This is a genomic window from Roseiarcus sp., from assembly GCF_052145395.1.
GTDB lineage: Bacteria > Pseudomonadota > Alphaproteobacteria > Rhizobiales > Beijerinckiaceae > Roseiarcus.
In genome coordinates this window covers 1-11,888 of the sequence record NZ_JBKQOT010000474.1, presented here as the reverse complement: position 1 = coordinate 11,888, position 11,888 = coordinate 1, and the positions used below count along the sequence as shown (strand labels likewise).

13 protein-coding genes are annotated in these 11,888 nt (G+C 67.5%); 9 read left to right on the top strand and 4 right to left on the bottom strand.

All coding sequences use genetic code 11. The annotated features are described in order from the left end of the window. Positions 1–204 precede the first annotated feature (204 nt). Positions 205–699, top strand: a complete 495-nt coding sequence (locus ACLP25_RS16200; protein ID WP_442470211.1) for a hypothetical protein — start codon at positions 205–207, stop codon at positions 697–699. Between the two features lie 167 nt (positions 700–866). Next, positions 867–1,502, top strand: a complete 636-nt coding sequence (locus ACLP25_RS16195; protein ID WP_442470210.1) for an NUDIX hydrolase — start codon at positions 867–869, stop codon at positions 1,500–1,502. Positions 1,503–1,601: 99 nt separating this feature from the next. On the opposite strand, the gene ACLP25_RS16190 is transcribed toward ACLP25_RS16195, so the two are convergent. After that, positions 1,602–2,561, bottom strand: coding sequence for a DUF1236 domain-containing protein (locus tag ACLP25_RS16190; protein WP_442470209.1), 960 nt, complete (start codon positions 2,559–2,561; stop codon positions 1,602–1,604). 624 nt (positions 2,562–3,185) lie between these two features. Between ACLP25_RS16190 and ACLP25_RS16185 the strand changes: the two genes are divergently transcribed. The 5 genes from ACLP25_RS16185 (at position 3,186) to ACLP25_RS16165 (ending at position 7,652) form a co-directional block, all read left to right on the top strand. Further along, positions 3,186–3,896 (top strand): DNA-3-methyladenine glycosylase I, encoded by a 711-nt coding sequence (locus tag ACLP25_RS16185; protein WP_442470208.1) that lies wholly within the window; start codon positions 3,186–3,188, stop codon positions 3,894–3,896. 199 nt (positions 3,897–4,095) lie between these two features. Beyond that, positions 4,096–4,800 (top strand): transcriptional repressor LexA, encoded by a 705-nt coding sequence (gene lexA / locus ACLP25_RS16180; protein ID WP_442470207.1) that lies wholly within the window; start codon positions 4,096–4,098, stop codon positions 4,798–4,800. Positions 4,801–5,183: 383 nt separating this feature from the next. Then, positions 5,184–5,990: a segregation and condensation protein A gene (locus tag ACLP25_RS16175; RefSeq protein WP_442470206.1), complete on the top strand. Its 807-nt coding sequence runs from the start codon at positions 5,184–5,186 to the stop codon at positions 5,988–5,990. A gap of 43 nt (positions 5,991–6,033) precedes the next feature. After that, a complete protein-coding gene (gene scpB, locus ACLP25_RS16170; protein WP_442470212.1) occupies positions 6,034–6,735 on the top strand; it encodes an SMC-Scp complex subunit ScpB in 702 nt (233 codons plus the stop codon). 83 nt (positions 6,736–6,818) lie between these two features. Next, positions 6,819–7,652, top strand: coding sequence for a cell envelope integrity EipB family protein (locus ACLP25_RS16165; RefSeq protein WP_442470205.1), 834 nt, complete (start codon positions 6,819–6,821; stop codon positions 7,650–7,652). 4 nt (positions 7,653–7,656) lie between these two features. On the opposite strand, the gene ACLP25_RS16160 is transcribed toward ACLP25_RS16165, so the two are convergent. Then, entirely contained in the window at positions 7,657–8,943 is a 1,287-nt protein-coding gene (locus ACLP25_RS16160) for a DNA polymerase IV (RefSeq protein ID WP_442470204.1), read from the bottom strand. Further along, entirely contained in the window at positions 8,940–9,248 is a 309-nt protein-coding gene (locus ACLP25_RS16155) for a DUF3572 domain-containing protein (RefSeq protein WP_442470203.1), read from the bottom strand. Before ACLP25_RS16155 ends, ACLP25_RS16160 begins: the two co-directional genes overlap by 4 nt. A 79-nt stretch (positions 9,249–9,327) precedes the next feature. Here ACLP25_RS16155 and ACLP25_RS16150 point away from each other — a divergent pair, with 79 nt between their 5' ends. After that, positions 9,328–9,708, top strand: coding sequence for a response regulator (locus tag ACLP25_RS16150; RefSeq protein ID WP_442470202.1), 381 nt, complete (start codon positions 9,328–9,330; stop codon positions 9,706–9,708). Then, the gene (locus ACLP25_RS16145) at positions 9,705–10,979 is read left to right on the top strand and encodes a hypothetical protein (RefSeq protein WP_442470201.1); all 1,275 of its coding nucleotides are present in this window, start codon (positions 9,705–9,707) and stop codon (positions 10,977–10,979) included. Before ACLP25_RS16150 ends, ACLP25_RS16145 begins: the two co-directional genes overlap by 4 nt. A gap of 8 nt (positions 10,980–10,987) precedes the next feature. On the opposite strand, the gene ACLP25_RS16140 is transcribed toward ACLP25_RS16145, so the two are convergent. Further along, the coding region (locus ACLP25_RS16140) for a glycoside hydrolase family 3 N-terminal domain-containing protein (protein WP_442470200.1) at positions 10,988–11,888 on the bottom strand (901 nt) is incomplete at its 5' end.

Here is an 11,888-nt window from a genome sequence, read left to right as displayed (position 1 = left end):
CAATCTTGACGAGCGCGCCATCGCTGCATAACCCTTTCAATCAGCAGCGCCCGCCGAGCAAATTTCAACACAGCTCGGGACATCCCCCTGCCGAACACGCTGGAAGGTTTTCGTGACTACCATAAGGATGCCACGATTATCGTTTGCGGCTGCGGTAGCTCGCTACTCGGTTTCACCGCGTACGGTCATTTTATAACGATTGGCGTGAACGACGTCGGACGGCTTTTTAACCCGACTTACCTTGTGGTGCTGAATGACAGAACTGAATTTTACGGCGATCGCTTCGGGTATGTGGTGCGGTCACGCGCGCAAGCACTATTTTCCCAGCTCGATTTGGGCGTACCGCACCCCCATCTCGTCCGATTTAACTTGGGCCAGCCGGGCGGCGTTGCCTGGGACCTCCCAAATACGCTGCCTTACACCCGCACCTCTCCTTACGTCGCAATTTGTCTCGCAGGACTTATGGGCGCGAAGCGAATCGGCTTGATCGGGGTCGACTTTACTGACCATCACTTTTTCGCGCGGACGGGGTGGCATCCCCTCGCGGGTCAACTTGAGATCATCGACCAGGAATATCGGAAATTGGCTGACGCGCTCGAGGCCGATAATGTGCGGGTAGTCAACTTGAGCAGAGACAGCCGTCTGACGGCCTTTCGCAAAGGCGACGTCGGCGAGCTCGGCGTTTCCGATCCGTCGTAGGCGTCCAAGGCCGCCATCAACCAGGTCCGCTCTCCGTCGGGAGCGGCGGTCTGATGGAGCACATCTCGTCGGCGCGCTGTCGGATCGATGGGAGAGCCCGACCATGCAGTGTCTCAATCCGCGCCGCGGCGCTTGACCCGCGCCCCGCCCGGGGGTCAAACCGCGCCATGGCTTCAGGAGACCCCGACTGGCTCGTATGGGCGCGCGAACTGCAGGCGATCGCCCAGATCGGCCTGAGCTTCAGCCGCGACCCTTACGACCGCGAGCGCTACGAGGCCATACGCCAACTCGCCGCGCGCATGTTCGCGGCTCGAACTGACGCGCCGGTCGAGCGGATCGGGGCGCTGTTTGCCGGCGAGACCGGCTACGCGACGCCCAAGGTCGACGTCCGCGCCGCCGTGTTCGACGGCGAGGAGCGCATTCTGATGGTGCGCGAGACCTCGGACGGCGGCCGTTGGACCCTGCCGGGCGGCTGGGCCGACGTGAACCTGACGGCAGCGGAAAACGCCGCCAAGGAAGCCTTCGAGGAAAGTGGCTTTCGAGTGAGACCCGTAAAGCTCGCGGCCGTCTGGGACCGCACGAAGCAGGGCCACCGACCGCACGTCTTCTCCTGCTGCAAAGTCTTCTTCATCTGCGAACGCGTCGGCGGCGAGGCCGCGGTCAGCCACGAGACGTCGGAAGTCGGCTGGTTCGACGAACAGAACATCCCCGCCGACCTGTCTTTTGAACGCGTCCTGCCGCAGCAGATCCGGCGCATGTTCGCCCATCGCCGCGACCCGTCCCTGCCGACCGATTTCGATTGATCGCCGTCCGCCGGAGTGCGAAGGCGCTCGTCCCTCCCCCATGGCTCGCCGCCTCCCCCGCACGTCGCGCAGGGCGGTCGCGCAGGAGATCGAGCGCCGTCAGGGTCCGCAGGGATTGCCGCGCGTCCCCGCCGCCGCTCGGGTTGTGGTCCCCTCGGCTGGGGGCGACGGCGCTCCGCCTTCGCTGATGACTTCCACGACCTTGCGCGTGGTCGGCTCGACGATGACGATCTCATCGTTCGCCACCACGTAGTCGTAGCCGCGATACTCGGGAACGAGCTCGACGACCGGGGTCGGAAGCGGCTGGACATCGACGTCGCCGGGCAGCGGCGCCCCGACATTGACGGCGATGTTGGCGTTTTGCTCGGCGGACGTCGCGTTCAGCACCTTGGCGATCTGCACCGCATTGTCATGCGAAATCTGGGCGGAGCCCGTTGCTCGCACCTGCTGCGGATCGAGGGGGTTCCGTCCGGTCGCGGCCTCGTTGGCGCGATTGGCCGGAACGCTGGCGCCGCTAGGGCTGCCTTGTCCCGTCGCCGCCTCGTTCGTACGAGCGGGCGCGTTGGTCGGCTGGCCGTTCCGGTTTTCCGCGGGGCTCGCGGCCTGATCCGCGCGCTGTTGGGACGCCGGGGTCTTGGTCGCGCCTTGCTCGGTCTGGCGGTCCTTCCCGGCGGAGCCTTCGCTCTGCGCAGCCTTTTGGTTGTCGCGCCCCGTCTGCGGCTCCTGCGGGCGAGCCTGCGTGTCGGCCGCCTTCCCGGCGGGCGCAGGCCGGCCGCCCTCGGCGGCCCCGCCGCGCTCCGGTTTCCCGGTCTGATTTTCCGCGTCTTGCCGCCGGTCGTCCCGCGAGGGACGCGGAGCGGCCTGGCCGTCTGTCCGGAAGTTCGGGGCGGCGCGCTCGGGGCCGTTCGGCCCGGGCGCCGTTTCCGCCTTGCCGAGCTCGGGGCGATGGACGAAGGGCGCGTTCTGATCCGGTTGCGGCTGGCCCTCCTGCGCGATGGCGGCGCTCCACGCTCCAACGCTCAGGCTCGCCAGGCCAGCGGCGATCCAGGGTGCTCTCATATTTCGCTCCTCCGCGCTTGCGGTTCCCGTTTCCGCGACGCCGGAGAACGAGCAAGCCGGCCCTGAGGTTCCGGTCCTTGGAAACGCCTGCGACGGAGCGCCCTTTCGGCGACGCCGACAAATCCTTCTGGAAACCACAAGTCCGTGGTAGGGTCTGAATTGAGCCGCCGCCGTTCGCGTGTGTTCGGACAAGCACGGGGACGAGACGGTCGCCTTTTTCGGGTCGAACCCTTGGGCGGTCGCTACGCCTTCAGAATCCGTTGGAGCGGCCGTTACGGGGGCAACCGTCTGAAAACGTTCAAAACGGCAATGGGCAACGCTTGCAGAAAGTTGGCATGGATTAGGGTTCGGCGCCCTGTCGGCTTGGGAGGCTCAGCCTTTGCGCTTGGGTCCCCGACCCGGCTGGCGAAAGGCAACGCCCACGCCTGCCACGCCAGAGAGCTTTGGGCTGTCCCTTGTAAAATCGTGACCCGATTCGGCGCCCAAGCCCTGAGAAAACACGGCGCCTGCCAGAACCGCGCGGCCGGGGCGAGCCTGCGGCGAGACGAGACAGAAGCGGCCGACGCGCCGCCATTTGACGTCGGGCCGCTGGACGCCGAAAACGGGCCCAGTCCGAGGAAAGCCATGACTCCTTTTTCCGTCATTCGCGCCCGCGCTGAGGCGCGCAAGGGCGGCCCCGAGAAGCTCGCTGCGCTGTTGCCGCCGAAGCCCGATCGCGAGTCGCTTAAGAAACTCCCGGATGACCGCGCGCTCGCGGAGATGACGAAACGCGTTTTCTCGGCCGGCTTCGCCTGGAGCGTGATCGAGGCGAAGTGGCCGGGCTTCGAGGAGGCCTTCCTCGGTTTCGCGCCGTCGCGGCTCGCCTTCGAGCCGGACGACTTTTGGGACGCCCTCGCGAAGGACGCGCGCATCGTCCGTAACGCGGCAAAAATCCAGTCCGTGCGCAGGAACGCCGCCTTCGTCCTGGCCGTTGCGAAGGAGCACGGAAGCTTCGGCCGGTTCCTCGCCGGTTGGCCGTCGTCGGACGAGATCGGCCTCTTGGACCTGCTCGCCCAACGCGGCGACCGGCTCGGCGGCATGAGTGGGCAGATGTTCCTGCGTTTCATCGGCTGGGATGGATTCGCGACGTCGAAAGACGTCGTCGCCTGCTTGCGCGACGCCGGCCTCGACGTCGCGGAGGAGCCCAAGTCGAAGGGCGACCTCAGGCGGATCCAGGCGCAATTCAACGCCTGGGCCGAAGAAACCGCCCTGCCTTACGTCCACCTCTCCCGGATCTGCGCCTATTCGATCGGCGAAAACCATGGCGGCGAGCAACTGACCGAGATGCCGGATTGACGGCGCAAATTCTGTCCCCCGCGACGCCGAAGGCTGGAGCTCTCCGAGCCGCGCTCGCCGTCGCCCAGAATTTCAGAATTTGCTTGCGGAACACAGCGTGAACGGCTAGCGTCTGTTCGTGATTTGTTTACGGCGCGTGGTGATTCTGGTCGCGGTTCATCCGGTCCTTCCAACCACGCAGGGTTGTTCGGAGTCTTTCATGCTAACCAAGAAGCAGAGCGAGTTGTTGCGTTTCATCCACGAGCGCCTTCAGGAGGACGGCGTCCCGCCCTCCTTCGACGAGATGAAGGACGCGCTCGACCTGCGCTCGAAGTCCGGCATTCATCGCCTGATCATGGCGCTCGAAGAGCGGGGATTCATCCGCCGCCTCGCCAATCGCGCCCGCGCGATCGAGGTGCTGCGCCTGCCGGAATCGGCGACGGTCGCCGCGCCGCGGCCGCAAAAATTCTCTCCAAGCGTCATCAACGGCGACCTTGGTCGTCTCCGTACGCCGCAGCAGGCGTCCGGCCCTGATGAACGCGCACCCGTCATGATCCCGCTGATGGGCCGGATCGCGGCCGGCACGCCGATCTCCGCCATTCAGACGCGCATGGACACGATCGCCATGCCACCGGACTTCCTCGGGTCCGGGGACCATTTCGCCCTCGAGGTCCGGGGCGACTCGATGATCGAGGCCGGCATTTTCGAAAGCGACATGGTGATCATCCGGAAGCAGGACTCGGCCGAGACGGGGGACATCGTCGTGGCGCTGATCGACGACGAGGAGGCGACGTTGAAGCGATTGCGCAAGCGCGGCGCCTCGATCGCGCTCGAAGCGGCGAACCCGGCCTACGAGACCCGGATTTTCGGACCCGACCGCGTCCGCGTCCAGGGCAAGATGGTGAGTCTGTTCAGGCGCTACTGAGGGACGAGAAAAGTCTGCCCCGCCCCGCAAGGGCCCGGACGATGCGACGGAATCCGGGGCCCCGCGGAGCGTTCGGTCGGCCGGCAGCGCCGTTCGACAATTTTGACGATACGCCCTTTGGCTTTCATGACAATGCTTCATGTCCCGATCGCGCAATTCGTCTTTAATTTACCTAAACGCGCATAGTTAAAAGAGGACGGAACCAGGAACAGAGGCGAGTTAAGACTCACCTGCGGCGGCCAAAACGTAGCGTTGTGTTAACTCAATTTCGTTAAGAGGGGCGAGGAGGACGCGAAACCATTCGCCTGTTGACGCCGTTGCGGGCGGACTTGCCGCCCCTTCGAGCCTGCCCCAGACAGGAATCTGTCATACGGAGGTGATTCGTGCCTGCAGAGGCGCCGTTTCGCAGCGATTTCGAGTTGGACTGCGCGACTGGCGAACCCGCGTTCACGGTCGATCTCGACGGGTTCGAGGGTCCGCTCGACCTGCTGCTGGGGCTCGCCCGGCGCCAGAAGGTCGATCTCGCCCGGATTTCGGTCTTGGCGCTCGCCGAACAATACCTCCTGTTCGTCGAGGCCGCGCGCAAGCAGAGGCTCGAGCTCGCCGCCGACTATCTCGTCATGGCGGCATGGCTGGCGTACCTGAAGTCGCGCCTTCTCCTGCCGGCCCCCCCGCAGGCCGCCGAGCCCGACGCCGCGGACCTCGCCGAGGCGCTCGCTGTGCGACTCCGCAAGCTCGAAGCGATCCGAAAGGCGGCTGGGCTCCTGTTCAACCGCACCCGCCTGGGACGCGACGTGTTCGGCCGCGGCGCCCCGGAGGCCGTCGAGGTCGCGCGACGTTCGCACTGGGAGACCAACCTCTACGATCTGCTTGCGGCTTACGCGCGCCAGGCTCAAAAGCACGCCCGCGCCCGGGTCCGCTTCAAGGCGCGGGAAGTCTGGTCGCTTGCCGAAGCGCGCGAGGCCTTGGCTCGCCTCATCGGCATGAGCTTCGAGTGGACCGCCTTCGACGACTGGCTGCTTGCGGCCTGCCTCGATCCGGGCATGCGCCGCAGCGCCCGCGCGTCCTCATTCTCGGCGTCGCTCGAGCTCGTGCGCGAGGGCAAGATCGAGATCCGGCAGGAGAAGACCTTCGCTCCGATCTGGATTCGCCCTGCCGCCACGCCCCCGGCGGAGGAGCAGGCCGCATGACGGCGGCTCCCGAAAAGACCAGGAAAGGCGCCCCATGGCCCGGATGAGAACCGCCGGCAACGTCGCCCAGCTTTTCGACGCGATCGCGCCGCGCGCAACGCCGGAGGACATCCGCATCGCCGAGGCGATGGTGTTCGCTTCATCCGAGCCGTTGGAAGAATCGGCGATCGCGGCTCGACTTTCCGACGGCGCCGATGTCGCGGCGATCATGGAGGAGTTGCAGCGCCTCTACGCGGGCCGAGGAGTGAACCTTGTCCGGGTGGCGCGGCGCTGGACCTTCCGCACCGCCGAGGACCTTTCGTGGCTGCTTGCCCGCGAGGACGACGACAAGCGCAAGCTCTCCCGGGCCGCGATCGAGACTCTGGCGATCGTCGCCTACCACCAGCCCGTCACCCGCGCCGACATCGAGGAGATTCGCGGCGTGGCGGTGTCGAAGGGCGCGCTCGACGTCTTGATGGAGGCCGGCTGGGTGCGCATGCGCGGCCGTCGCAAGGCCCCGGGCCGGCCGATCACCTATGGCACCACGACGGAGTTCCTGATTCAGTTCGGCCTCGACGCGATCGGCGACCTTCCCGGCCTCGACGAACTGCAGGCGGCCGGGCTGTTCGACGGCAAGCTGCCGGCGGGCTACGGCGTTCCCCAGCCGAGCGACGAGCCGGCGCTCCGGGCGGACGAGGACCCGCTCGACGACGCAGGTCCGCTGGCGGAGGCCTGGGGACAGATCACGCCAGACGAACCGACGTGAAGACGTCGGGCGCGCGCGCTTAACGTCACGAAACCGCCGGAAACGAAGGGGAATCTACGAGGATGTTTGTCCCTGGAGACATCATGGTTTCGAGACTCGTCGGCGCCGTCTTTTGCCTCGCCCTGACAGGGGCCGCATGCGCCGGCGCCTCTGCGGCGCCCCTCGCCGCCCATCGGGCCGCCTACGACATTTCGCTGATCGACCCGGATTCGCCGTCCCTCGGTTTGGTTCAGACTCCGGTCGCGGCGACCGGGCTGATTGCTTACGAATTCCGGGGCTCGGCCTGCGACGGCTACACGTCCAGCTTCCGCCAGATGACCAAGATGGAGCGGAGTGAGGGCGCTCCCCTCGCCATGGACGTCAACGCCACGTCGTTCGAGGCGGCCGACGGCGCGTCGATGCGGTTCAAGATCGACACCCAGGGCGTTCAGGACGCGCCACCGGTCGCCGGCACCGCAACACGCAGCGCCAATGACGACCTCAAGGTCGAGCTCACGGAGCCGGCCGCCAAGACGATCGATTTCGGCCGCGACGTTCTGTTTCCCACCCAGCACGTGGAGCGCCTGATCGACGCGGCCAGGAGCGGCGGGGGCGTGGTGCAGGCGAGGGTCTATGACGGCTCGGACACAGGCGCCAAGATCTACGCCACAATGGCCGTGATCGGCAAAGAAGCGACCAAGCCGAGCGAGGACGCGACGAACGCGGAGGCGCTGAAAGACGTCCGCCGCTGGCCGGTCGTGGTGTCGTATTTCAACGAGGCGTCGAAGGACACCGCGCCGGAATACACGTTGAGCTACGACCTCTACGAGAATGGCGTGTCGGGGAGCCTCAAGCTCGACTACGGGACGTTCGCGCTGCGCGCGCAACTGCGTAGGCTCGAAATCCTGCCCGCGTCCGTCTGCGGGAAGGCGCGTTAGCCTGTCATCGTTTCGGCCTGCCTGCCCGGAAGGCGAGGCCGCGCTCGACCGCGGCCGCGCCGAATTTCTCGCGCAGCGCCGCGATCGCCGTCTCCCGCGACTTCTCGCGGCCGGAGTCGCCCTCCAGAAGGTCGCCTTCGTCCGCGTCGGTAGCCGGCGCGAGGTCCGTGGCCGCGACTCCGATCAGCCTGTAGGCGGCTCCGTCCGGCTGCGCTTCGAGCAGCGGTCGGGCGACGGCGAACAGCCGCGGCGCGAGTTGGGTCGGCGGCAGGCCGGCGCGGCTCCGGGTCCGCAGGCTGAAGTCCGGCAGGCGGAGCTTCAGCGTAACGCCGCCGGCGGCGAGCCCCGCCTTGCGCAGCCGAGCGGCGACCCGGTCGCAATGGGCGAGCAGCACGCGGATGAGTTCCTCCCGGTCTCCGACGTCGACGTCGAAAGTGGTTTCGCTGGAAATGCTCTTCGTCTCCCTATCGGGGCTGACGCGCCGCTCGTCGATCCCCTGCGCGAGCCGCCAGAGCCGCCTGCCGTCGTCGCCCAGGCGCGCGGCGGCGGCTTTTTCGTCGATCCGCTGCAAGTCGCCGATCAGACGGAAACCGAGGCGCTCGAGCTTCGCCTCGCCCGCCCTGCCGACGCCCCACAGCCGGCCCACGCCCTGCGGCGCGAGCCAGGCCTTCGCCTCCTCCCGGCGAAGCCAGGCGAAGCCGCGCGGCTTGTCGAGTTCGGACGCCATCTTCGCCAAAAACTTGCAGTAGCTGAGGCCGACAGAGACGGTCACACCGATCTCCTGTTCGACGCGGCGTGCGAAGCGGGCGAGCGTCTCCGCGGCCCCTCCTCCGTTTGCGCCCTCGCATCCGGTCAGGTCGAGAAAGGCCTCGTCGATCGACAGCGGCTCGACCAGCGGCGTCAAGCCCTGCATCAGCGCGCGGATCTCCTGGCCGACGCGGGCATATTTCGCCATGTCCGGCGGCAGGACGACAGCCTCGGGACAGAGCGCGTGCGCCCGCGCCATGGGCATGGCCGAGCGGACGCCGAAGGTGCGCGCGAGGTAGCAGCAGGTCGAGACCACGCCCCGCGGTCCCGACCCCCCGACAATCAGCGGCTTGTCGCGCAGCGCCGGATCGTCGCGCTTCTCCACGGAAGCATAGAAGGCGTCGCAATCGACGTGGGCGACGTCGAGGTTGGCGGTCGCGCCGAGATCGACCGCCCTCGGCGAGCCGCAACGCGGGCAGCGCGGGGCGTCGAGCCGCCGCGTCAGGCAATCCCGGCAAAGGACCGGCCCCGCGCCGTCGCTCACGGCTCGGCCCCCGGCGGCGGGCCGCGCATCGCCTCGAACGCGCGCATCACCTCTTCCGGCCGGCGGCCCGACTCGGCGGCGAAGGCGACGAGAAGCCGCTCGTCGGCAGCCAGATAATCGAGGACGGAGACGAGGAACCCGGGGTCGGCCGCGGCGCGCCGGAGGTTGTGAGGACCTAGACCGGTGACCGCCAGGAAGCGCTCCAGGCGCGTCTCGTCCGCGGCGATAAACGCCAGCGCCTCGACCGCCAGATCGCGTCCGGCTTCGACGCCTGTGGATGACCGGTCCCTCCGCGGCGCGCGCATGGCCCAATTCTCCCTTTGTCAAGCTCTATGAGTTAATGTCCGTGCGCAAGCGCCCCCGCCTGCTGTTGGAACCACGCCCATGGCGAAGACCGTGCTCATCGTCGAAGACAATGAGCTCAACATGAAGCTCTTCAACGATCTCGTCGAAACGCGCGGGCACAAGATCGTGCAGACCCGCAGCGGCATCGAAGCTGTGGATATCGCCCGGAAGCACCGCCCGGACCTCATCCTGATGGACATCCAGCTTCCCGAAGTCTCCGGACTCGAGGTCACCCAGTGGCTCAAGGACGACGATGAACTCCGGCATATCCCGGTCATCGCCATCACCGCCTTCGCCATGAAGGGCGACGAGGAGAAGATTCTCCGCGGCGGCTGCGAAGCATACCTGTCAAAACCAATCTCGGTCGCCAAGTTCTTCGAGACGATCGACCACTTCCTCGGGTCGCCGGCGAAGGCGTGAGACGGCGTGCGCCGGCGCCGGACGGTCCCGCGCGCGCCGAGCGCCAAACGGCCGAGCGCCCGGCGAAGCGTCAAGCCCGACGCGCCCCCAAAACCCGAAGGCGCATTCTCCTCGCGTTTGCGGTCGGCGTTGTCGTCTGCGCGCCGACACTGGCGCCGGCCCAGGCTCTCGGCGATCGAAGCGACGCCGGCCTGGACGCCGACGACGCGCGCACGCAGGCGCTCCTCGGCACGCTCGATCTCGCGACGCCCGAACCCTTCGACAACCTCTACGCGACGGCGCCCGGCGCCGAGCAGCAGGTTGTGACGCCGCAAATCCGGTTCAATGCGCTTGCGCCCCTGAACTTCGACTCGAACGCTCAAGCTGTGAGCTCTGGCGGAACGCAAACCTGGGGCGCGTTTCCAGTCGCCAATTTATCTGCGGCCGCTCCAGTCGGCGGGCTGCCGTTCCGTGTATCGGTCACCGCCAATTCCGAGTTCAAACGCTTCTTCGACGCCTCGGAGGCCGATATCGACCGGCTGACCTTTTCGGGCCGACTGCAATACGTCGACCCGACAAACGACCAGGCGCTCTCGCCTTACTTCGCCATCACGCCGCGTTTCAGCTACCTGCCGACCTTCTCCGATCAGACGGAGGCGCGGCAGGACTTCAACCTCGGATTCAACAAGCGTTTCAATTTCGACGGCGCCTTCCGGCCCGTGCCGATCGCCGCCGCCACGTCCGCCGAGACGGTCTGGTCCTTCGGCCTCACGGCCTTTGCGCAGAGGCGCGAGCGCGAGCCGCGCCTCTCGTCGGACGCGCTCTTTCTCATTCCCTCGGCGTCGTGGGTCATTTCGGAGAACTGGAACGCAAGCTTCGCCGTCCAGCTGCTCGGACGTTGGTTCGACGCGGACCCATTTGGGGAGAAGAGACGCGACTGGGAGGCGCAGCCGATTGCGACCTCGAGGATATCGTTCCAGCGTCCCTTTTCGGAGGCGACCGCTTCGCCAACCTTATCGGCCGGCCGGCCATCGACCTGCAGGGCTCTCATCTGGACGTCTGGTCGACGGCGCCGGGCGCCAGCTACGGCCAGTGGGAGGCGAGCGCGACAATCAAGTTCGGATGGCGGTTCTGAAACGGCCGCCTGGATTCCCCGCGCATGGCGACGCCCGGCGAAGATGCGAAGCCGCGGGCGGATCGCGCGCCTTCAGCGCCCGACTCGGTTTCCCTGTTCGGCGTCCTCATCGGCGCTGCGACCGGACGACGTCCTCCCGTCGTCGCCCTCCGCCTGAAGAACGGCTCAGGCCGGCCCCAGGCGCGCGTTGATCGCCGCGAGGTCGGCGCGAGCGCGGTCGAGATCGAAGGGCTCGGGCGGGCGGAGGACTGCGAGCGCCGCCTCGGCGCGGCGCAGGCTCTCTCCGGCGAGCGGCGGCGCGACGGAGGCGACGGCGCGGGCCTCGTCGAGATTGCCGTTGCAGTGGAGCGCGAGGTCGAGCCCCGCCGCGAAGATTGCGCTCGTGCGCTCCTCGAACGAGCCCTTGAGCGCGTTCATCGAGACGTCGTCGCTCATGATCAGACCGGAAAAGCCGATTTCGCCCCGCATGATCTCGTCGACGATGCGCCGCGAGGACGTGGCGGGGCGGTCCGGGTCGAGCGCGCGATAGACCACGTGGGCCGTCATCGCCATCGGCAGGCCGGCGAGCACCCGGAACGGCGCGAAGTCGCGCTCAAGGTCCTCGCGCGACGCCTCGACGACCGGCAACTCGTGATGGCTGTCCGCCCGGGCCCGGCCGTGACCGGGCATGTGCTTGATCACCGGCGTGACCCCGCCGGCCAAAAGCCCTTCCGCGAAAGCCAGACCGAGCGCCGCGACGCGGCGCGGGTCGTCGGACCACGCGCGCGCGCCGATGACGGCGTGGGTCCCCGGTTCGGCGACATCGAGGACCGGGGCGCAGTCGATGGCGATCCCGACCTCGTTGAGGTCATGGGCGATCAGGCGGCCAATCAGCCGAGCCGCGGCCTCGGCCACGTCGGGCGCGAATTCGGCGCCGATCCGCCCGGCGGCGGGATAGGCGGGCCAGTTCGGCGGCCCCATCCGCTGGACGCGCCCGCCCTCCTGATCGATCAGCACCGGCGCGTCGTCGCGCTCGACGCAATTGCGGAAGTCGTGCGTCAGCGCGCGGAGCTGGTCACGGTCGGCG

Excerpts from the sequence above, each read along its gene's own strand:
- ACLP25_RS16195 (WP_442470210.1), top strand. The coding sequence starts at position 867 with ATGGCTTCAGGAGACCCCGACTGGCTCGTATGGGCGCGCGAACTGCAG.
- ACLP25_RS16190 (WP_442470209.1), bottom strand. The coding sequence starts at position 2,561 with ATGAGAGCACCCTGGATCGCCGCTGGCCTGGCGAGCCTGAGCGTTGGA.
- ACLP25_RS16185 (WP_442470208.1), top strand. The coding sequence starts at position 3,186 with ATGACTCCTTTTTCCGTCATTCGCGCCCGCGCTGAGGCGCGCAAGGGC.
- lexA (WP_442470207.1), top strand. The coding sequence starts at position 4,096 with ATGCTAACCAAGAAGCAGAGCGAGTTGTTGCGTTTCATCCACGAGCGC.
- scpB (WP_442470212.1), top strand. The coding sequence starts at position 6,034 with ATGAGAACCGCCGGCAACGTCGCCCAGCTTTTCGACGCGATCGCGCCG.
- ACLP25_RS16165 (WP_442470205.1), top strand. The coding sequence starts at position 6,819 with ATGGTTTCGAGACTCGTCGGCGCCGTCTTTTGCCTCGCCCTGACAGGG.
- ACLP25_RS16155 (WP_442470203.1), bottom strand. The coding sequence starts at position 9,248 with ATGCGCGCGCCGCGGAGGGACCGGTCATCCACAGGCGTCGAAGCCGGA.
- ACLP25_RS16150 (WP_442470202.1), top strand. The coding sequence starts at position 9,328 with ATGGCGAAGACCGTGCTCATCGTCGAAGACAATGAGCTCAACATGAAG.